The organism is Rhodococcus sp. NPDC080181 (genome assembly GCF_040702225.1).
Classification (GTDB): Bacteria; Actinomycetota; Actinomycetes; order Mycobacteriales; family Mycobacteriaceae; genus Rhodococcoides; species Rhodococcoides fascians.
In genome coordinates this window covers 113,407-135,066 of the sequence record NZ_JBFBKN010000002.1, presented here as the reverse complement: position 1 = coordinate 135,066, position 21,660 = coordinate 113,407, and the positions used below count along the sequence as shown (strand labels likewise).

At 57.7% G+C, this 21,660-nt stretch carries 19 protein-coding genes; 11 read left to right on the top strand and 8 right to left on the bottom strand.

The window, feature by feature from the left end; genetic code table 11:
- Positions 1-301 precede the first annotated feature (301 nt).
- On the top strand, positions 302-1,729 hold the full coding sequence (locus AB0O58_RS02850) for an MFS transporter (RefSeq protein WP_366237850.1): 1,428 nt from the start codon (positions 302-304) through the stop codon (positions 1,727-1,729).
- 113 nt (positions 1,730-1,842) lie between these two features.
- On the opposite strand, the gene AB0O58_RS02845 is transcribed toward AB0O58_RS02850, so the two are convergent.
- The 4 genes from AB0O58_RS02845 to AB0O58_RS02830 all read right to left on the bottom strand — a co-directional run bounded on the left by AB0O58_RS02845 (position 1,843) and on the right by AB0O58_RS02830 (position 4,690).
- Positions 1,843-2,142: a hypothetical protein gene (locus AB0O58_RS02845; RefSeq protein WP_366237849.1), complete on the bottom strand. Its 300-nt coding sequence runs from the start codon at positions 2,140-2,142 to the stop codon at positions 1,843-1,845.
- Between the two features lie 183 nt (positions 2,143-2,325).
- Complete coding sequence (locus AB0O58_RS02840; protein ID WP_366237848.1) at positions 2,326-2,646, bottom strand: hypothetical protein; 321 nt, start codon at positions 2,644-2,646, stop codon at positions 2,326-2,328.
- A gap of 41 nt (positions 2,647-2,687) precedes the next feature.
- Positions 2,688-3,902, bottom strand: a complete 1,215-nt coding sequence (locus AB0O58_RS02835; RefSeq protein ID WP_366237847.1) for a hypothetical protein — start codon at positions 3,900-3,902, stop codon at positions 2,688-2,690.
- An 8-nt stretch (positions 3,903-3,910) separates the two neighbouring features.
- A complete protein-coding gene (locus AB0O58_RS02830) occupies positions 3,911-4,690 on the bottom strand; it encodes a hypothetical protein (protein ID WP_366237846.1) in 780 nt (259 codons plus the stop codon).
- 347 nt (positions 4,691-5,037) lie between these two features.
- Here AB0O58_RS02830 and AB0O58_RS02825 point away from each other — a divergent pair, with 347 nt between their 5' ends.
- From AB0O58_RS02825 to AB0O58_RS02780, 10 genes are all read left to right on the top strand, one after another.
- Positions 5,038-6,504, top strand: coding sequence for a sugar transferase (locus AB0O58_RS02825; RefSeq protein ID WP_366237845.1), 1,467 nt, complete (start codon positions 5,038-5,040; stop codon positions 6,502-6,504).
- 201 nt (positions 6,505-6,705) lie between these two features.
- Positions 6,706-8,025: a UDP-glucose/GDP-mannose dehydrogenase family protein gene (locus AB0O58_RS02820; RefSeq protein ID WP_366237844.1), complete on the top strand. Its 1,320-nt coding sequence runs from the start codon at positions 6,706-6,708 to the stop codon at positions 8,023-8,025.
- Between the two features lie 492 nt (positions 8,026-8,517).
- A complete protein-coding gene (locus AB0O58_RS02815; RefSeq protein ID WP_366237843.1) occupies positions 8,518-10,026 on the top strand; it encodes a sugar transferase in 1,509 nt (502 codons plus the stop codon).
- Between the two features lie 53 nt (positions 10,027-10,079).
- Positions 10,080-11,102 carry a GDP-mannose 4,6-dehydratase gene (gmd, locus tag AB0O58_RS02810; RefSeq protein WP_366237842.1) on the top strand — a complete coding sequence of 341 codons (1,023 nt, stop codon included), beginning with the start codon at positions 10,080-10,082 and terminating at the stop codon, positions 11,100-11,102.
- Positions 11,099-12,094, top strand: a complete 996-nt coding sequence (locus AB0O58_RS02805) for a GDP-L-fucose synthase (RefSeq protein ID WP_366237927.1) — start codon at positions 11,099-11,101, stop codon at positions 12,092-12,094. The genes gmd and AB0O58_RS02805 overlap by 4 nt, the downstream gene beginning before the upstream one ends.
- 262 nt (positions 12,095-12,356) lie before the next feature.
- Positions 12,357-13,607, top strand: coding sequence for a glycosyltransferase family 4 protein (locus AB0O58_RS02800; RefSeq protein ID WP_366237841.1), 1,251 nt, complete (start codon positions 12,357-12,359; stop codon positions 13,605-13,607).
- Complete coding sequence (locus AB0O58_RS02795) at positions 13,608-14,786, top strand: glycosyltransferase (protein ID WP_366237840.1); 1,179 nt, start codon at positions 13,608-13,610, stop codon at positions 14,784-14,786.
- A 1-nt stretch (position 14,787) separates the two neighbouring features.
- Complete coding sequence (locus AB0O58_RS02790; RefSeq protein ID WP_366237839.1) at positions 14,788-16,089, top strand: hypothetical protein; 1,302 nt, start codon at positions 14,788-14,790, stop codon at positions 16,087-16,089.
- Positions 16,090-16,144: 55 nt separating this feature from the next.
- Positions 16,145-16,990, top strand: a complete 846-nt coding sequence (locus tag AB0O58_RS02785; RefSeq protein ID WP_366237926.1) for a glycosyltransferase — start codon at positions 16,145-16,147, stop codon at positions 16,988-16,990.
- Positions 16,980-18,032 (top strand): glycosyltransferase, encoded by a 1,053-nt coding sequence (locus tag AB0O58_RS02780; protein WP_366237838.1) that lies wholly within the window; start codon positions 16,980-16,982, stop codon positions 18,030-18,032. Before AB0O58_RS02785 ends, AB0O58_RS02780 begins: the two co-directional genes overlap by 11 nt.
- Before the next feature lie 80 nt (positions 18,033-18,112).
- Here AB0O58_RS02780 and AB0O58_RS02775 read toward each other — a convergent pair whose 3' ends face one another.
- The 4 genes from AB0O58_RS02775 to AB0O58_RS02760 form a co-directional block, all read right to left on the bottom strand.
- Positions 18,113-18,712 (bottom strand): DapH/DapD/GlmU-related protein, encoded by a 600-nt coding sequence (locus tag AB0O58_RS02775; protein ID WP_366237837.1) that lies wholly within the window; start codon positions 18,710-18,712, stop codon positions 18,113-18,115.
- A gap of 45 nt (positions 18,713-18,757) precedes the next feature.
- The gene (locus tag AB0O58_RS02770; RefSeq protein WP_366237925.1) at positions 18,758-19,126 is read right to left on the bottom strand and encodes an acyltransferase; all 369 of its coding nucleotides are present in this window, start codon (positions 19,124-19,126) and stop codon (positions 18,758-18,760) included.
- 230 nt (positions 19,127-19,356) lie between these two features.
- Positions 19,357-20,694 carry an O-antigen ligase family protein gene (locus AB0O58_RS02765; protein WP_366237836.1) on the bottom strand — a complete coding sequence of 446 codons (1,338 nt, stop codon included), beginning with the start codon at positions 20,692-20,694 and terminating at the stop codon, positions 19,357-19,359.
- Between the two features lie 377 nt (positions 20,695-21,071).
- On the bottom strand, positions 21,072-21,608 hold the full coding sequence (locus tag AB0O58_RS02760) for an SGNH/GDSL hydrolase family protein (RefSeq protein WP_366237835.1): 537 nt from the start codon (positions 21,606-21,608) through the stop codon (positions 21,072-21,074).
- Between the last annotated feature and the right edge of the window lie 52 nt (positions 21,609-21,660).

The following is a 21,660-nucleotide window of genomic DNA, read 5'->3' as shown; positions in this document are numbered from 1 at the left end:
ACGCGGGCGGTAAGTCCGTGGTCAGCCGAGCCGAGGCGAGCGGTCCGTGAAGATGGCATGTTCGGTTGCTGCTGACCCGATCGCCTGCTAATTTGACTGCACCGGAAGTAAAAGCGCTGGCTGTCAGCCGCGTTCGCACGCCGCTCCATCGAGCCGCCACTTCTCCCTTGACCGGAGAGGTGCCATGAGCCCGAAAAAAGAGCGAGCTACAAACAATACTGATGAGGCGCACGTCCCCTCGCCGCGGCACCGTCCGCACACCTTGAAAGCCGCGGCGGTAGCTCTAGCCGGCCTTTCGGCTGTGTTCCTGTTCGAGATGCTCGACAACTCCATCCTCAACGTTGCTCTTCCCGCCATCGGGCGTGAACTCGACGCGTCGACCACCGCGCTCCAGTGGGTCACCGGTGCCTACGCGGTCGTATTCGGCGGACTGATGCTGCTGTTCAGCGCCATCGCAGACCAATTCGGCCGACGCCGTGTGATGCTGCTCGGACTGACGCTGCTGGCCGTCGCCAGCGCTGCCATCGTCCTCGTCACAACACCCGAGCAACTCGTCGCAGTCCGTGCCGTCATGGGTGTCGCTGCGGCGATGACCACCCCCGGTTCCATGGCGCTGGCCTTCCGACTCTTCGATGAGGAGTCGCTACGCGTGAGGGCGCTCACCCTCATCTCGACGGTTGGCCTGGTGGGACTGGCGGTCGGGCCGACCGTCGGCGGATTCGTTCTGGCCTTCGCACCCTGGCAGGTTTTACTCTTGATGAACGTACCCATCGCGATCCTTGCATTCATCGGAATCCGCATGGGCGTAGCCGAAGACCTCCCCGAGGAGTTGCACCGCGACCCTCTCGACGTTGTGGGGGCACTCCTCGGCACGGCCACCATCGTCCTGGCGCTCGTAGCGCCGACCCTGCTCGTCGAACAGAGCGCAGGTTCGTGGATGCCATGGGCGTCAACTGCCGGTGCCGTGGCAGCGGCAGTCCTCTTCGTCGTCCGCGCACGCACCGCTACGTTCCCGCTCCTGGACCTCGAACTCGTGGCCCTCCCCCTCGTGTCCAGCGGCCTCGCTTACAAAGCCGCTTCCGGTCTGGCAATCGCAGGCCTCGGCTACATGGTCACCCTTCAGCTGCAGTTCGCATGGGGCTGGTCGCCGGCTCTCGCATCGATAGGGATGCTCCCTCAGGTCATCGTGTTGCTCTTCAGCGGCCGACTCGTCGCACCATTCCTGCGCAGGGTGGGGATGAACCACGCAGCCTGGATCAGCGCGGCGGCGGTCGTTCTGGGCCTCGCCGTCTTCGCCGGGGGTAGCCGTTTCGGCTATATCTGGATCGCGCTCGCCCTCGTTCTCGTCGCCGTCGGGATGCGCATCGTGGGTGTCGTCGCAGGTACCAATGTCATGACCGGCCTTCCGGAGAATCGCACGACAATCGGTGCCGCCATGGTCGATACGTCGAGCCAGGTCGCCACCGGCATCGGGATCGCTGTCACCGGCACCATCCTTGCGGCGCTCTTCACGGGCAATATCTCGTCCACAACGTGGAGTGCCGACGAAGCGGCCTCGTTCCAAACCGGAGTCACCGTAGCGGGGTTCGCCATCACCGCGGTAGCCGCAGCGCTCGTGTTGCTCGGCATGATCCGGGCGCGGTCAGATCGCGGCACCGCCGTCGAAGCTCGAGTGCGACACTCGCTGCACCGATCCCGCCGGCCGATCGAGGGATCGATCGAGTTGTAATGGCTGCGGATGGTCCCCGCTCCCTGTGGGTCGGTAAGGCAGCCGTCAATTCGCAATATCGCTGTCTAACAACGGGTTCAGGTTGATACACGCGCCTGCGACTGCGACGCCCATCAGAAGTAGGGACGATCCGACGCGACGCATGCCGAAAGAGTAGTCGCACAGAACGCTCCACTCGACGGTTCAGCAGCGGGGATTCCGCGACACCGGCCCCAGAGTGGAGCGGGAATTGCAGCGCTACGACCCCGCACCACGTCGAATGCCGATTTGTGGGTGAAGTCTGCCCGCAGCAGTCCGAAGTTCTGTTCGGGGTCGGCGGGGTCGGCGGGGTCGGTTCCGGAGTCACGCAGCGAGTGCACGAAGACCGGCCCGAAATCCATGATGGTGGGCAACCCGGCGCTGAGCACAGTCACCCCGTGATCGACGCGGTGCACGCCGATACCCCGCGGCGTCGGGCATCGGTGGTCTACGTCCCTGGGTCGAGAAATGTATACAACAGCGAGACCGAGATCCGCTACTACGGCGAGGGTTAACGTGAACTGGGACAGCGGATGTGGGAGTACCGGAGCATGTTCCCGAGCGCCGAGTAGGAGGAACTACTGCCACGGAATTCTGTAGGGCAGTTCGTCGTCGGGTGTGGACGGAGCAGATGCGGGGAACCAGATGAGCATGGGGTCGAGCTTCAACTCGGCGACTTCCGGTGGCACTGGGACGGAAAGGGTTTCGATTTCGTTCCAACGGCATTCGCCCGCACCCACCCGCTCCGCATAGGCCTTCAGTTCCGCGGACGCCCCTGTCAGTGAAGCGATGTCGTACATCATCGAACTGTCGACCATGCGTGGCTGGTCGAACGAGGGCAGCGGGGTGCGCTGGACGCGGGCGCGGGTCTCGGCCATAGTGTCGAAGATGTCGGTCATATTCCGAAGTGCTTGGCGCAGAACGGGATCGTCGGACTCCATCATGCATCTGCCCAGGGTTGCTTATCGGTGCCCAACGAGTAAGGGTCCTGCGGTACGTGGTACATCGGGCCCGCATCGGCGGTGGTGACGATATCCTTGGCGAGATCTGCTCGGTTGAGCCACTTGGTAACCGGTGCGAGCTTCTGCGCGAACTGCTCGTTCATGTAGCCGCTGGGGCTGGCGACGATTTCGAGAAACTCATTCAGCGCCGCGATGCCCGTCCGGATTGACTCGTAGAGCGTCATCGCCAGGTCGTATCCGGTGCGGAGAATGTCGTAGACGCGATAGAGCTGATAAGTGATTCCAGCAATCCCGGCTTTCTTGACCAAGAATTCTGCGACTTTCTCGCCGGTGGTCAGATCCAGTTCTTTCTCGACCATCTCACGGACTGTTCTGACCAACGCGTGGGCAGACTCCCTGATCTCCTCGGAGGCTCGTTCTGCGACGGCTTCGACTACGCGCCCGCACGCACCCTCCCACTTCATGGCCTCGACCTGCTTGGCGGCGTAGCCCTTGTAGGCCACGGCTGCCAATCCGTTCCACTTCGGATCCACCCGCGAGGTCCCACCAGCCAGTGCTTCGCCGCCGTGTTCCATCGCCTCACCGGCGATGCGGTAGGCACCCCCGAGTCGCCTGAGGTCATTCCAGTTTCCGCCGACCGGGCGGACCAATTCTTGCAATGGGCTGTGTCCGATCAGGTGCTCGATGGCGTTGTCGATATCACCGAGCCACCCGGCTGCATCGGCGATGACGGCCGCCAAGTCGTCGGGGAAGGTCGCGGGGGCCGGGTAGTCGATTCCTTCGGGCCGGCCGTAGTCGACGACGTCGGAGTAGTCGTCGACGCTGCCGGTCGCGGCGCGATTCGCGTCGCCGGGGTCGTATCCGGGCATACCGACCGGAAGGCCGTGGGTGTGTCGATTGAGCGCTTCGTAGTTTCTTTGGTCCTGATCCGAGTACAGCCATGCCGCGGTGTTGAGATTGTTGCCGAGTTCTCCGCAATTGACCGCCAGGTGAACGTGCCTGCCGAGCCAGATGTCTTTCATGCCCTCCAGGGGTGCAACGAGCGTCCCGAGGAGTGCTCCCGCCTCGGCCGCATCGGGAACGGCATTCTCGTTGAAGTACTTGTACGACTTCATCGTCTGACTGCTGATCTCGGACACCAGACGTCCGAGGCCGGAAATCTCCTCGGGGAAGGCCCTGAATTTCTCGTCCATGCGAATCCTCAATCCCCTGGCGTTCGACGAAGGCTGGCGATGATGTCGTCGATCGTGTCGCGCGAGATCGATCGATCGGACTGTTGTTCGGCCAAGACCATGAACACGGCGACGGTCGCATTCGAAAAGCCCTGCATTGCAACAATGTCGATGGATGCCGCTGGCGGATCGCAGTCGTACTCTTGTAGGAGGTTCGATGCGGTGACGGTGTACCGAACCGCCGGTGCGCCATTGATCTGCAGGTTGACGGGCTCGGAGTATCGAATAACGGCGTCGTCGTCGGGGGTCCGCCGAAAAATGATGTCAGTTCGACGACTCACTTCCAACGCCGCAGTCTGCACGTCCACTCCGCTACGGCCGGTGATTCCGGTGCTTGCCTTCGAGACTCCGTCCCGAAATTCGGGGCAGTAGTCGTACTCGAACTCCGCGAAGTCGCCGAAGCGCAGTGACTCCTCGTCGTTCTCCCACCCCATGACCCCACCCCGCTGAAATTGCCAGTCTCCCGGCACTGTGTAGCGGATGCCGTATTTGGTGTCGATGGGGATCGGGTCGCCGTCGGGAACGTCGTTCTCCGGGGGAGCAAATTCCATGGATGGAAATCCTGGCGGAGGCTTCGAGGCAGTCGTGGTTCCCGTCGGCGGCAGCGTTGTGGCTGCCTCCGACGTCGGCGCGGTGACGCCCTGGTACGAGTTCGGTGCTTGTGGGCCGAGCTTGGGCAGCAGGTAGCCGACCGCCAAGAACAGTCCCAGTAACGCCGCGACGCGCAGTAGACGCATTTTCAGACTCACAACGCTCCCCCCGAAGTCGCCACACGCTAGCACCTCGGTATCGGTCCGACGTTCGACCGACAACCCTTGACTTCGATCTGACGATTCGGAGCTAATGAAAGGGCGGGAACCTCCCGAGGGGGAGTTCCGAGAGCCGTTTGCAACGTAGCGGACACGTCGAGGCAATCCCGCAAAAACATGTAACGACCTGCGTCTACCTGCCGATCTTCATCAGGACAAAGCAAGTAGGACCAGCTAGTCTGCTCCGTGGGGTGGCACGCAGTCGTGTCGATCGCGCAGGGCGCGATACAGCGGATGCATAGGGGAATCAGTTGGCGATCAGCGGCTCGGGCGCGCTGGGATCGGTCGTGTCTCGACGCGACGCTCGGCGGTTGCGCAAGGTGACCTCCCGTCGCGAGTGGGAGTCGCACTACATAGATGGACTGCGCATCACCGACACGCTGGTGGTGTTCCTCGCCGTGACGGTTGCGCAGATCATTCGTTTCGGTGAGATCGACTTTCGCAATCCATGGTCGATTGCCGGCTACATCGGCGTATCGGGTGCCCTCGCCGTGCTGTGGCCGACGTTCCTCGCCATCTTCCGCACCCGTTCCCCTCGGGTCATCGGCAATGGCTCGGAAGAGTATCGACGCATCATCTCGGCCACGTTCCGTCTCTTCGGCACCGTGGCAATTCTGTCTCTGCTGTTTCGCTTCGACATCGCGCGTCTGTATCTCGCCATCGCATTTCCCGTCGGCTTGATCGGGTTGCTGCTGAGCCGATGGGGATGGCGCAAGGTGGTCGCTCGCAAGCGTGCGCGTGGTGAGTATCAGACGGCGGTGCTCATCGTCGGAAGTAAGAGTTCGGCGTTGTCGATGGCGAGGTCGTTCGAGCGTTCTCCCGGAGCGGGTTACAGCGTGGTCGGCATCTGCCTGCCCAACTACGAGCCCAGCAGCGCCGCGTCCTTCACGATCGACGGCATCGACATTCCGGTGCTGGGGGACGAACACAGCGTCGTCGAGGCTATCGAGGTCTCCGGCGCAGACACCGTCGCGGTGACGGCAACCGAGCACATCGGCCATCACGGCCTGCGAAAGATGGTGTGGGACCTCGAGAAGAAGAAAGTCGATCTTGTCGTCTCTCCCGGCGTCATGGACGTCGCCGGCCCGCGACTGGTGATGCGGCCGGTCTCGGACTTCCCGCTCATCCACGTCGAGAAGCCGCAGTACAACGGGGCCAAAAAATTCGGGAAGACGGCCTTCGATCTCGTCTTCGCCGCGTCGGTGTTGCTGTTGATCTCGCCGATTCTGCTCACCCTCGCCGTGATCATCAAGCTCACCAGCAAGGGCTCGATTTTCTACAAGTCCGAGCGAATGGGTATGGACGGCAGGCCGTTCCAGATGATCAAGTTCCGCAGCATGGTGCAGGGCGCAGACAAGCGGGTGCAGGATCTCGCTGCCCTCAACGAGGGTGCGGGCGTGCTGTTCAAGATGCGCGACGACCCCCGCGTCACATCCGTCGGCAAGGTGATGCGCAAATACAGCCTCGACGAGCTTCCGCAGTTCGTCAACGTCCTCACCCGCGAGATGAGTGTGGTGGGTCCGCGCCCGCCGCTGCGCAGAGAAGTCGAAACCTACGACGGCGAAGTGCGGCGACGATTGCTGGTCAAGCCGGGCATCACCGGGCTATGGCAGGTGAGTGGCCGATCTGATCTGTCGTGGGAAGAGAGCGTGCGTCTGGATCTCTCGTACGTCGAGAATTGGTCCATGACAGGCGATTTGCTCATCATCGCGAAGACCGCTGTTGCGGTCGCCAAGAGTGAAGGCGCGTACTGAGGCCCGTTCGACGCCGATCCGCCGTTGTTGTTCTCCTATGCGTAACCGCCCGTTCAGAGCGGGCGCTCGAGTACCGCGGCGGCCCGAAATGTGTTTACTATTCGCAGGTGCGGGCGTGACCTGATCGGTGGCCCTCACAATCTCGAGACTGTGTCTCGACCGAACATCGCTCATCAGCGCAATCGACGGGGAACGAGCAGAATGCGAATCACAGTCTTCGGTACCGGCTACCTCGGTGCCACGCACGCCGCCTGCATGGCCGAACTCGGCCACGAGGTTCTGGGCGTCGACGTGGACCCGGCCAAGCTCGCGAAGCTCGAGGCAGGAGAGGTTCCGTTCTGGGAGCCCGGTCTCGAAGAGGTGCTGCAGCGCAACATCGCGGCCGGTCGCTTGCGCTTCACCGCGTCGTACCAGGAAGCCGCGGACTTCGCGGAGGTTCATTTTCTCGGTGTCGGCACCCCCCAGAAGAAGGGGGAGTTCGCAGCCGACATGAAGTTCGTCGACTCGGTGATCGAGACGCTCGCGCCATTGCTCACCAAGCCCGCCGTGATCTTCGGTAAGTCGACCGTCCCTGTGGGTACCGCCGAGCGACTCGGCCGCTTGGCCCGTCAACTGGCACCGGCCGGCGACGGCGTCGAGGTCGCGTGGAACCCCGAGTTCCTTCGCGAAGGCTATGCCGTCAAAGACACTCTGCATCCCGACCGGCTAGTTCTAGGGGTCGATCGTGACCGTCCGGGTCGAGCAGAAGAACTTGCCCGCGAGGTCTACGCCCAGCTGCTCGACGAGCAGATCCCTTTTCTGGTGACCGACTTGGCCACGGCCGAGCTGGTCAAAGCCTCTGCCAATGCCTTCCTTGCCACCAAGATTTCGTTCATCAACGCCATCGCAGAGGTGTGTGAGGCCGCCGGAGCGGACGTGACCGTCCTCGCCGACGCCATCGGCCACGACGAGCGCATCGGTCGCAAGTTCCTCAACGCTGGCATCGGCTTCGGTGGTGGTTGCCTGCCCAAGGACATCCGGGCGTTCATGGCCCGGGCCGGCGAGCTCGGTGCCGATCAGGCTCTGACGTTCCTCCGCGAGGTCGACAACATCAACATGCGACGCCGCACCCGCATGGTCGAGTTGGCGCGGGAGGCGTGCGGCTCTCTACTCGGTGCCCGGGTGGCGGTGCTGGGTGCGGCCTTCAAGCCCGACTCCGACGACGTTCGTGATTCACCGGCTCTGAACGTGGCCGGTCAGATCCAGCTACAGGGTGCAACAGTCAATGTGTACGACCCGAAGGCCATGGAGAACTCCCGGGCGCTGTTCCCCACGCTGACCTACAACAACACCGCTCTCGAAGCCTGTGAGGGTGCCGATGTGGTGCTGGTGCTGACGGAGTGGAAAGAGTTCAAGGCGCTGGTTCCCAGCGACCTGGACGGCGTGGTGCGCAGCAAAAAGCTGATCGACGGCCGCAACTGCTTGGACCCGGAGCAGTGGCGGGCTGCGGGTTGGAACTACCGAGGCCTGGGTCGTCCCTGAGCACTGACAAACAAGTGCAGCGCACAATTCATTCGATCGAATGAATTGTGCGCTACTTTATCGGCATGTATCTGTAATCCGAATTAACTGACACTTAATAAAAGTCGATTCGCCTGTTGTTGCGCCCGAGAACAAGTATCGAGGTTCGTTCGGTGACGCGAGCGCGCCTATTGGAGGTTGGATCGCACGATAAACAGCACGGAGCGCTGTGAATTCTCACCAGAGTAAGTCGATGATGCTCATGTGTAACGTTTTTCGACCACGCGGCGGTTACACCAGGTAAGCCCCTGTCGCCCCGTTTCGCCTAGTCAGCGTAGGTGTGGTAAACCAAACGGGAGCTGTTATTCATCTGTGATCTGCGCCGCTCCCATGGTGCTTCGGATAGCAGCGTGGGAACATTTCAATTCGAGACCAGTCGCATTCCAGATTGGTTTCGATTTATAGACCAGCGACCACCATGGTGATCGCGGAAGCGCAGAAGGAGGGGAGCAGGTGGCATCTGTCGGGGCTGCACCACGCTCACTCTGGGGATCCTCACGGTCCGGGGAGTTGAAAACTCGCAAGCTCACGTCCAGGCATGTGTGGGAACGCCAGTACATCGCCCGCCTTCGGGTGACCGACGTGCTGGCCGTGGTCCTGTCCGTCGCCCTCGCCCAGATCGTACGCTTCGGAGGGGTCGAAACAACCGGCCTGGCGAACTCGGCTATCTACACCGGTGTCTCCGTTGCAGTGGCGAGCGTCTGGATCGCATTTCTCGCAATCTTTCGAACCCGGTCGACGCGGGTCATCGGTAACGGTGCCGAGGAGTATCGCCGCATCGTGTCAGCCACCTTCCGGCTCTTCGGTGTCATCGCCATCGTCTCGCTGCTATTTCGTATCGACTTTGCGCGTCTGTATCTCGCCATCGCCCTACCTGTCGGGTTGGTGGCGTTACTTGTCAGCCGCTGGCTGTGGCGACAAGTAGTTACTCGACTCCGTACCCAGGACAAGTACAAGACATCGGTTCTGATCGTCGGAAGCCGCGCAGCCGCGGTGTCGATGGCAGAGTCCTTCGAGCGTTCACCGTCCTCGGGCTACGCGGTGGTGGGAATGTGCATACCCGGCTACGAGGTGCCTAGTGATGGAATCGTTCACGTCGAGGGTGCCGACATCCCGGTACTCGGTAGTGAGCGAGACGTCCTCTCTGCAATCGACGAGTGCGGTGCCGACACCGTCGCAGTGACGGCCACCGAACACCTCGGCCACAAGGGCATTCGCAAGATGATCTGGGACTTGGAGAAAAAGGACGTCGACCTTGTGGTTGCGCCTGGCGTCGTCGACGTGGCCGGCCCTCGATTGGTGATGCGGCCAGTCGCAGGGTTCCCGCTGATCCACGTCGAGAAGCCCCAGTACAACGGCGCGACGCGGTTCAGCAAGGTCGCCTTCGATCTGACGTTCGCAGCGCTGGTTCTGATACTGATCTCGCCGGTACTGCTCGCCGTAGCGATCGCGGTGAAGTCGACGAGTCGCGGACCGGTGTTCTACAAGTCGGAGCGGATGGGCATCGACGGAAAGCCGTTCTCGATGATCAAGTTCCGCAGCATGACCATCGGTGCGGACCAGCAGGTGGCACATCTACTCGACCGGAACGAGGGTGCCGGCGGGGTTCTGTTCAAGATGCGGAACGATCCGCGGGTAACTCCCGTCGGCAAGATCTTGCGTCGCTTCAGCCTCGATGAGCTTCCTCAGTTCATCAACGTCCTCAGGCGCGATATGAGCGTCGTAGGCCCTAGACCGCCGCTGCGGCGCGAGGTAGAGACCTACAACGGTGAAGTCCGTCGTCGTCTGCTGGTCAAGCCGGGGGTTACTGGCTTGTGGCAAGTCAGCGGCCGATCCGATTTGTCATGGGAAGAGACCGTGCGACTTGATCTTTCGTACGTCGAGAACTGGTCGATGGTGGGCGACCTACTGATTATCGCGAAAACTATGAAGGCTGTGGCTGGTAGCGATGGGGCTTACTAGAGCTATGGCGCAATGCAACTGGACCGAATGCTGGGCTCGAGGGGAATGAATACATGAAACGCGCGCTAATTACGGGTATCACTGGCCAAGACGGCTCATACCTGGCGGAACTGTTGCTGAGCAAAGGGTACGAGGTGCATGGCCTCATTCGACGGTCGTCCACCTTCAACACCTCACGCATCGATCACCTATACCAGGATCCCCACGACAAGGACGCCAAGCTGTTCTTGCACTACGGCGATCTCAGTGACGGTGCCCGCCTGGTTACCTTGCTCACGGAGATCCAACCAGACGAGGTCTACAACCTCGGTGCGCAGTCACACGTCCGCGTGAGCTTCGATGAGCCCGAGCACACGGGCAACACCACCGGCGTCGGATCGATCCGACTGCTCGAGGCCGTCCGCCTTGCTGGCTTGCAATGCCGCTTCTATCAGGCGTCGAGCTCCGAAATGTTCGGTGCAACTCCGCCTCCCCAGAACGAGGACACTCCGTTCTACCCTCGCTCGCCGTACGGCGCAGCCAAGGTATACGCCTACTGGGTTACCAAAAACTACCGCGAGGCCTACGGGATCTTCGCAGTGAACGGCATTCTCTTCAACCACGAATCTCCCCGTCGTGGCGAGACATTTGTTACGCGCAAGATCACCCGGGCCGTTGCCCGCATCAAGGCCGGCATCGAAGAAAACGTGTATATGGGCAACCTGGACGCTATCCGCGACTGGGGTTACGCGCCGGAGTACGTCGAGGGCATGTGGCGGATGCTGCAGGTGGATGAGCCGGACGACTTCGTGTTGGCTACCGGCGGCAACTTCTCGGTCAAAGACTTCCTCGTCGTAGCCTTCGAGCGAGCAGGGTTGGACTGGGAGAAGCACGTCAGATTCGACGAGCGCTATCTGCGTCCCACCGAGGTGGACGCTCTCATTGGTGACGCCAGCAAGGCCGAAGCAAAGCTCGGTTGGAAGGCAACTGTCCACACGCCAGAACTCGCCAAGATCATGGTCGACGCGGATATCGCGGCGCTAGAGCACGAGGGCCGCCCGTGGATCGACCGCCCCGCATTGCCGGACTGGACATGAGCGCCGCCGAGACGGATGCGTCGAGGGCATCCGACTACACGCCCGGTCCGCTCGACCGGGATGCGTCGTTCTACGTTGCCGGACACCGTGGGCTCGTGGGCTCGGCGATCTGGCGTCAGCTCGAGGGCCGCGGATTCACGAACCTGATCGGACGCTCATCTACGGAGCTCGATCTCAAGGATCGCGACGCGGTCTTCGAGTTCTTCGAGGAGACCAAGCCGAAGACAGTTGTGTTGGCGGCCGCCAAGGTAGGCGGCATTCTTGCCAACAGCACTTATCCGGTCGATTTCCTTTCTGACAACCTGCGTATCCAGGTGAACGTGCTGGACGCAGCATTAGCGCAAAACGTGCAGCGTGTGTTGTTCCTGGGGTCTTCGTGCATCTACCCGAAGCTGGCTCCGCAGCCGATCAAAGAGGAGTACCTCCTCACCGGGCACCTCGAACCGACCAACGACGCGTACGCGATCGCGAAGATCGCCGGCATCCTGCAGATCCAGTCGGTGCGTAAGCAGTACGGCCTGCCATGGATCTCGGCCATGCCGACCAACTTGTACGGCCCGGGTGACAATTTCTCTCCGAAGGGCTCTCACGTGTTGCCGGCCCTCATTCGTCGCTACGACGAGGCGCGTCGAGATGGTGTGCTCAAGGTGACGAACTGGGGTAGCGGATCTCCGCGTCGAGAATTCTTGCATGTCGACGACATGGCAGCCGCGTGCATCCATTTGCTCGAGCACTACGACGGACCTGATCAGGTGAACGTGGGCACCGGTGAAGACGCGACAATCAAGGAGATCGCCAGCATTGTTGCGTCGGCCGTCGGGTTCGAGGGCGAGACCGATTGGGATACATCGAAGCCCGACGGAACGCCGCAAAAGCTTCTAGACGTGAACAAGCTGCAGGAAGCGGGATGGAAGCCTCAAATAGACCTGAAGTCAGGCGTCGCATCCACGGTTGAGTGGTACCGCGCCCATATCCAATCCGTGCGTACCTAGCTCAGCGAATCCATGGCGATATACCCTGTGCGGGCGTACACGTACTTGACGGCACTGCCGGCAGGCGAGCTGAGCCGGCAACAGCCTAGACAGGGGGCCATCAGAGCGGCGGAGTGTGTCGATCCGGTAAGTGCACGGTGTAGCGCGACGCGTAAGTCAGCCGTCTCAGAGAAACTTCAACAGGCAAGCCCCGGACCGAGACAAATAAAAACGGCCGCAATGTACGGTTCTCCTATCTCCGGTAGCATTTCTAAGGGTATCTATGCAAAATTCTGAAAGATCACCTTCAATATTGATCGTGGGTCTGAATTACTCTCCTGAGCCTACCGGGATATCGGTTTACACCACCGGGCTTGCTGCTGGATTGGTCCGCCGAGGTTACCCGGTGACTGTCAAAACCGGATATCCCCACTACCCGGCTTGGAAGGTAAGCTCAGGCTATGGAGGATTCAGGCGAAACGAGACCTTAGACGGTGTAAATGTATCTCGGCTGCGTCATTTTGTGCCGCGGCGCGCAAGCGCCCTCGGGCGAATGCTTATGGAACTAACGTTCGCGCTCAACGTCATCACAACTCGTTTTAATCCCGAAGATGTGGTGCTCTGTGTAAGCCCGTCGCTAATTTCTTCGATCTTAGTTCGGGCGCGAATCAGTCTGTTCCGGAGGAAAAACGCCTCTATTCTGTGGGTCCAGGATTTGTACAGCCTAGGAGTAACCGAAACTAACGCAATGCCGGGTACCCTTGCAAAGCTTGTTACATTGTTGGAACGGCGAGCCTTCACTAGTTTCTCTACAGTAGTGGTCATCCACGAGAGATTTCGCGAGTATGCAGTGAAACAACTCGATATCGCACCCGAGAAGATCGCGAGTATAAGGAACTGGACCCACGTCCGGGCCTTCGATGAGTCTGCCAAGTCTAAATCGGTGACCGATCAGGACAAGATGTTCGTCGTTCTGCACGCCGGTAATCTAGGTGCCAAACAGGCTATGGAGAGCGTAGTAGAAGCCGCAAGACTATCGCAAGACGAGGGGCTGAAGATAAAGTTTGTACTTCTTGGAGACGGCAACAGGAGAAAAAGCCTGGAGGCATTAGCGGCAGGGTTGACCGATATCGAATTTATTGACCCACTGCCCGATTCTGAGTTCATTACTGCGTTGAGCAATGCCGACCTCCTTCTTGTCAATGAAGGAAAGGGCGTGTTTGAAATGGCAGTACCGAGTAAGCTAACAACGTACTTCGCAACTGGGATTCCGATAATTGCCGCCACAGAAGCAGGCAGTATTACCGCATTTGAGATTGAGCAGTCCGGTGCAGGCCTCCGTGTAAACCCAGCGAGTGCCGAGGACCTGATCGACGGGATCCAGAAGATCCGACAGAACAAACAGTTTGCGGCATCGATGGCAAACGCAGGACGAACATATTCACGCGAGAAGCTCTCAGAGACCGCGGCCTTAGACGCATTCGACGCAATCATCGGCACGTTACATACGACCGCTACACCGGGACGACGTTGAATGGACATCACTCAACAAGACTTCGACCGTAATCGATCGGAGCCAGTATCAAAAATATTGAGAGTCGTTACGCTTGCTAGTCGAACGGGACGCTATGGAGGGCCCTTCGATACCGCAATGCGCCAAGCTGCAATTCTGACTCGAGGGGGAGCTAGCGTTACGCTCTTAGCGGGCTGTTTGCGAAATGATAGACCGCGACTCACTGATCTAGAGTTTGCCGACGTAATCGCCAGAAAAGTATACCCAATATTTCCCCGGATGGGTTTTTCGGCATTACTGTCCGGTGGCATGATCTTCTCAATAATCAGAGAGGTTCGAAAGGCAGATGCGGTTCACATAAGCTACGCACGCGAGGCAGTCCCATTGCTCGCGACATTTGTTGCGCTTTGCTTGGGTAAACTTACAATCTTGCAACCGCACGGAATGATGACGTCACGCGCGAGCGCAGTAAACCGCGTAGTTGATTTAATCGCCCTCCCAATGCTGAGGCGGGCGAACACAGTAGTCAGCCTCACATCGCAAGAGTCGAAGGAATTAATATACCTTGCAGGGATAGAGAAATCCAATATCGTCCAACTTGGTAATCCCCTACCCGCCAATCTGTTAGACAGTGAATGTGTAAGCAATACGATTCCAAATCAGGCACTCTTCCTCAGCCGACTCCATCCACGGAAGAGGCTCGCAGACTATGTCGAAGCTGCGCGGATCGCTGAGCGCGAGGGATGGCCTGACAAATACCACGTGGTGGGACCTGACGAGGGCGACTTACGGCAGTTGCGCGACGAGGTTCCAGCTAATTTACATTATGAGGGGACCCTGCCAGGGGCATTGGTTGCCGAACGGGTTCGAGGTTGCAGTGTGTTCGTGATGGTCTCTTCTAAGGAGCCATGGGGAAACGTACTTGCAATCGCACTTGCACTCGGAAAACCAGTGGTAGTAACTAGTTCGGCTGCAGTTGCTGAAAATATTCAGTCATGTAATGCTGGCATCGTCGTGGCTGATCACTCGCCCAGTGAGATCGCCCGTGCAATACATGAAATAAATTCGAACCCAATCGTTTATTCGCAAAAGGCCAGCGGCGCTGTAAAGTACGCTGACACATTCCTATCTTACTCTGCACAGAGCCGTGCTCTCTCACGTATTCTGGATATGTCTCGTGGTGAATCGGATGAGGCTTAGTATGCCAATTAAGAAGACGTCCGGAGACTTTAGCACACTGCGGATGAGTCTAGCGGCAAGAGTAGCGACGTTTCCAGTCACGGCACTTGCGGGAATTGCAACGACATACATATTGATCCGAAGTTATGGTCCGGAGTCGTTTGGCACGATCTCCCTACTGGCTACTTTATTTCTATTGATACCATTTGCGGATTTTGGAATGGGCGCGCCCTTAATGAATGGGGTTGCGAACAGTAATCAAACCAGTGCGGAAAAGGCGCACTTGGTGGCTAGGGTCTTTTGGATCCTTGCTGCCACCAGTATATCGCTATCCGGAGCTGCAATTTTTTCGACGGTCATATTAGACTGGTCGGAGATTCTCGGAAATAAGTCGTTCGAGCCGCATCAATTCGAGAATGCTCTTCTGGTAACCGTTCTAATCTTTCTCGCATCCATTCCTTTTGGCACAGGACACAGAATTCTAATAGGTCTTGGCCTAAATCATGTTTCGGTCATCGTGGCTGGATCGAGCGGTCTGTGCGCATTACTTGTCACTGCGGCCATTACGGAGTCTGCCGCGCCGCCTCCGTACGCTGCTGCTGCGCCCTCGCTGGGCATACTGATATCGGCCCTACTGTCGTTTATATTCGCTCTGCGAAAATTAGGCATCAAGTTCCGCTCATTGTTGAGTCCCGGTGACCTAGCCGCGCTATCGTTGTTCAAGTCGAGTGGCCCAATGTTTGTTGTTATGTTGGCGGTCCCACTCGCATTTCAGTCTCACCGCATTCTTATCTCGCGCTATTCAACGGTTGCAGAGCTGGCAAGTTACAGTATCGCTATGCAGATGTATATACCCGTCTGGTCTCTCGTGTCCACGACGGCGGTTGCGATGTGGCCCATATTTGCTAAAAACAGGCATGACAACGTCGGCAGCGGCTCGACTTATTACCGGGCACTTCTAGCCTTCAGTCTCAGTGGGATACTCATTGCCGGCGTATTTTTGCTCTTCGGACCAGTATTTGCGCACATCGTGTCGGGTGGCCAAATCGAGCTGCCTCTGCCATTGCTGCTCAGCATGGGCGGCCTGGTCTTTGTTCAGTGCGTTCAGCAAGTCCCGGGAATGTTCTTAACGTCAGATCGGGGCCTAGCGTTCCAAGCAATTAGCGTATCATTGATGTGTATCGCGGCTCTCGTTTTAGGATCTTTATCTGCCGGGCCATACGGGGCATGCGGGCCACTGATTGCCACGGCGTTAGCGGTCCTCGTTTTCCAGGTCGTGCCCGGGCTTCTAATGGCGCGTAAATCTTTACATGAGTTAGGTTGATTGTGCACGGTTAAATTAGACGAAGAATCCATGATGTTCCTCTAAAGGCCGCTGAATATTATTATGGGAGGCAAAAATTAGCACTGATATAGACATCACTCTAAGCGTCGTTACGGTCTGCTTCCTCGATCCGGTCGGTCTTGAGCAAACTCTAAAATCAATTTTGCGGCAAGAGGGCTATTCCATGACCGTGCAAGTGGTGGTTGTCGACGGGTCATCGGACAGCGCAACACAAGCTGTCGTAAACTCCTTTATGAGTAGCTGGCCAGATGAACTCTGCGTTCTGCTAAGCGAAGCGGACAGTGGTGTGTACGACGGTATGAACAAGGGTACCTCTCTGGCTCAGGGCCGCTATGTGCAATACCTCAATAGCGGAGATTCGCTGCATAAAAATAGTGCGTTTTCGGAAATAGAAACTCTTCTTGCAACGAACCCCCAATGGGCGGTCTCCGGTGCTGTTCACGGCTTTGGCACAGGCCGACCCCAGGCGACGATCGGGAATGTTCCCCACAAGAGAGTTCGTCACGCATTCGGCATGCAGTCTCACTGTCATCAAGCTTGCTGGTTCAGGACGGCCACCGTTCGGGCGCTCGGAGGGTACGATGAAACCGTTGGGTTTGTCGCTGACTTCGACATCATTCTTCGCTTTGGGTTGATCGCAGCCCCAGTCACTACCGCTTCCCAACTCATTTTTTATCAGGGTGGTGGTATGTCCGCGCACCGTGGTAATGAGATCCCCTTCATGATTGCGTCGGTGAGGCATGCGAGGCTGTATGGCGGTGCAGCATGGCTGGTGCGCCTCGATTCGGTATTCACCCAATCACAAACATGCAACCGGCGAGCAAGGTCCATTATGAGGCGTGGGTATCGCAAGATCCTCGGGGGCCGGCATGGTCGCTAGAACTGGGCGTATTTTGGTTTTTGATCCGAACTCGCTTAATCCGTACGGCGCAGAACTTTCTCGGGTTCTGTCGGCAGAATATAAAGTAAAGCTGTATTGCGCTGGGTCGGGCGCGGAGTTGTTTTCACCTGCTACTCGTATGCGATTTGAAATGAACGCAAACGCCTGGTCGAAATGTTTCAGCATGCTTTCTCGTATTATTTGGCCCGTCATCTTCGTTATTGACAGTCTTATCGACCGGAAAAGTCAATGCATCCTGATCTGGGTTCGAGATCCATGGCAGGCCATGGTATTTGTAGCATTGGCTAAGTTACGTCGAGTTCATTGGATCGACCATAATCCTGAAGGATCCAGAGATACGCCGGGCAAGTCTGGTTGGGAGCGTCGACTATATGATTCCGTTCAGTCTGCACCAATTCACAGTGCTGCCCTAGCGCGGGAGGATCGCGCGGTTGTCACACATCCCTCATACGTGGGCATGGTTTCGGCGCATCCGCGTATTCTGCAAGCTGGGCGACGATCGCGAGCTTCTACGACCCCACGTTTGCTGTATGTCGGCAATTTGCGTCCTGACAAGGGTGGTTTGGAGTTAGTTCAAATCTGCAGGGTGATGTCAGAACCGTTTGATCTATTTGTTATCGGTGCCAGTTCCATTCCGGCGGAGCTTGAGAAAGCGGTGGTTGGGGGTGGGGTCGGGACTCTTACTTGGGTCCCGGGGCCGATCTCGGACGGCCAGTTAATCGAACGGCTTTCTTCCGCAGACTTGTTATTAGCACCGTATATACGTCCGACACAGAGCGGAAGTCTGATCCTGTCGCTGACCGTCGGAATTCGCGCTTTGGCTTTCAGCGGAGGCGCCATAGGGGAACTGCTTGAAGACTCAAATTTGGTCAGCAAGGGTGATATTGAAGAGTTTGCTCGTCAAGTGTTTTGCGTCTGGCGGTCGAGCGCTGACGGGTGGCGAGTCTCGCCCTTTGATCTCGATCAAGCGTGTCTAAGTGGTTGGTCGGCGGTCCTCGATCGGGTTTCGAGTAGAAAGTAGTTCGGAGGCGAACACAGGGGCGCGAATACATTTTGAGGTCTTAGCTCGTATTCACTGCTACCAGACGTCAACGCGAAGAATTATGGTGAGTCTGAGCTTGTGTTGCGGGCATCCTTTCGGGTCGCGAAGACTATTTCCCGATCTTTGATGGACTCGTGTACGACCGTGCCCGCGCCAATAGTCGCGTTGTTCCCAACACTTACCCCACGGAGCACGATTGCACGAGCGGCGACCCAGGCCCCATCTCCAATTACTACCGGTGCGTTGTCGAACTCAAACGATCTTGAGCGTCGATCGTGGCTGCCGGTACATATGAATGCACCCTGAGATATGCAAACGTCGTGGCCGATTGTGATTGGTTCGAGGTTTAAAAGCCAGGCCTGTTGTCCGACCCAAGTATTGTTTCCGATACTGAGTTTCCACGGCCAATGGATAATTACCTGATGTCTTATTATTACGCCAGTTCCGATTGATGCGCCGAAAAGTCTCAAAATGAGTATGCGAAGGCGGTTTGGGCACCACCATTGAGTAAATACTGTGGAAGAAATCGCGAGCCAGGCTACTTGTACGACGACGTTTCTGCCCTTTGTGTATCCAGTGCCAGTAAAACTTCCAAGCCTGCGCTGAGACCTGCTTGGGTTGTATAGCTCGTCTTTGGTCTGACGGCGTGCTGAGGTCATGTGTACATGGTCCTTTCGCCTACAGGAGCAACTTGACATTGTCTGTTATATGAACCAGGCTGCGGAACGGGAAGAATTGGACCACTTGTAGGTTAGATTTCGGTTTCGCGTTCCAATGGGTTTAGCTGGTATGCCACCCACTATGGTAAATGGGTCCACGTTCTTTGTTACAATCGCCCCGGCCGCGACCACGGCTCCTTCACCGATTGTAACGCCCGGAAGTATTGTGGCTCTGAAACTGATCCACGCGCGATCCTCGATGGTGATACTTCCGCCGCGTGTTGAGAACGATTCACTCTGTGGATCGTGTTGGAGTGTCCATAGCGCAACTTCGCTAGATAAGTTCACATTGGATCCGATGTAGATTCCGGATCGCCCATCGAGTATTGAGTCCGACCCGATGATCGAACCCATTCCGATATGGATCTGCTGCGGGATTCTGAGTTCCGTCCACTTGTAAATGTGCGCTGAACGGTGAATGTCGAGGCCCAGGAGTTTCCTTGCGAGACTGAGCCGAACGGCTTTACTGGGAAGTCGTCCAATTGCTTGTGAAGCAAGCATTTCAAACCCTACTCGAGCTTGCAAGACGGTGGTCTTCCTAAGCGCAAATTCGCGAAGCCTGATCCGGTTCATTGGTAATCCTGTCAATTCCTTGGCGTGTGACGCAATGGCCGTGGTAGGTGGTGTCTACCAGTCAGAGGTGTTGCCTTGAGAATGCTATTGCCTTGGTCTTCGCCGCCAGTCGGAGCCCCTCTTACGGTGGACGTCAGCAGTGTGAGCGCTATGAAAGACCAGGTCATCCAGTCAATCCGGTCAAGAGACCACGGGCGCTCTGTAATACCGCATATTATAATCGGTATAGATGCTACCGCCAGAAGCGCCCTATTCTGTGACTGATAGATTGTGAAGAATATCGTAGCTAGTAAAAGTAGTGCGCCTACTATCCCGGCAAAAAATAGCGCCTCGACAAACTGGTTGTGTGTTGAGTAGCCCGCTTGTAACGGGATTTCGCCGAGTCGAACTAGATTTCTCCAACTGTCCGTTCCAAATCCGGTCAGGCCGTCACTGCGGAATCGTTCGATTGCAAGGTTCCAGTAGTAAGGGCGACCTGTGAGACTTTGTGGTGCAAGCCCAGCGAAAGGAACCAATATGGCGATTGATAGAGTGGCGAGAGCGGTTGTGCAAATTGTTTTCTGGAATCTCTGGGGCCCGTTGAGCCCCGTGTTCGTTGCGATGAGGGCTGCGAAAGTTAGAACCGCAGCAATCTGGCCTGTACGGTCACCGCTCGCCAATGCCGCAAAAACTACGACGGCTGTTATCGTGCGGTTCCATTTCTTGAGTCCGAGGTAGACGAACGGGACTCCCAGTGCCATCAGTAATCCGAAAGAATTGTGGTTATCGGCAATACCCGAGAACAAGACTCCGGTGGCCCCGCATTTTCTTGTGTCACATGGTATGTACGCTGACTCCGGTGCAAGGTACGCGCCAAGCAAACTAGCACCTGCTAGGATCGCGATCACATAACCTGCCCCGGTTGCAGCAGAATGCCCTCCTTTTAGAACTGCAGAGGCAAGAGCGACCGCGATTAGTGCGATTTGGGCACCCGGTAATGGGACTGATGCCGCGAGAGCGGACAGAAGGATGAGAGCTAGGAAGGTGACGCCGCTCATTCTGAGTGTGCGTACATCTTTTGCTACCAATGCGATCGCCGCAATAAGTATTACTGCGAGAAGCGGAGATGCTACTTGATTCACTTGAATCGAGAAACCTTGATAGGTCACCACGCGATTAAAGTTGACGTCGGCTCCTACGACTCGGCCGTCCGTGAAGAGTGCGACTGTCGTTGTTAGGTTTGGCAAGAGCACAACAAATGCCACTACAATCGCTGTTAAATCGAAGTCTTTTGTATTAACCGATTCTCTAACGGAGAATGCAATCAGTATAATCGTCACGACGCCGATCAGGCCGTACAATGTGTCCATCTCTTGCTCCAGTCATCTGCGCTGCGGTAGACGTTACTGCATGCGGGCAGTCTGTGGGGCCATGGATGTGCGCGGTTGTATATGTTGCGTTGCGGCCTGGGTCGGATTCGGCATGCGAATGCTGGTCCGGTGGTTGCGGTGCATAGCCCCCGTGCGTTGAGACTTCAGCCAGGTGGAGGTCGTGGCAGTTTGGATTGGACTGTGTTCGTGTTGGCGTTGTCCTTGTGCCGTGAGAGGCGTTGGGCTCGATCTTAAGGTTTGTCCAGATTGAGCTCGTTCGTGCTTTCTTCGTGTCCGTCTGAATTGGTTGATTGCTCGGAGGGGTCCGGTGGTCGGCTAGGCAAGTCGGTGGGTTGCTGATGTGCGGGCCACAGGCTTCAGTTGATCGCTTGCACAGCGGCCTCAGCCACAGATCGGTGTCCTAGGTCGTTTGGGTGTAGGCCATCGTGGTCCATCATCTCCGGATGATCGGCCAAGGGCTCACCGATCTGGAGATATCGAGCATCTGCGCTCGTTGTTGCAGCGTGTAGGTCGTTGCCCAGTATCGCGAAATCGGGTGGGGCTTCTGTCGAATCCCAGATGGGGCTCGTGACGATTAGCTCTGCATTCGGTGCCCTGGACTTGATGGATTTGAACAGCGAGGCGGCTACCGCGCCAACTACTGCGGATGTGCCGGCCTCGTAATCGTTGCGTCCACCCGACACTACGACAAGGTCAGGATCTGCCGCAGCGATAACGTCTAACTTGATGCTGTAGTCGGTCTTCTGACCCAGGTACGTCGTAGTGTAGCCCGACCCACCCTCGGCAAGATTCAGTTCCGACCAACCCATCGCTGCTGAAAACAGAGTCGTCCAACGTTTCCCGTTCGAGGAAGCGCCGAGGCCCTTGCTATAGGAGTCGCCCAGGAACGCCACGACGGGTACCGAGTCCGGAATCGGTCGGAAGGATGTTGAAGGTCTCAAGGGT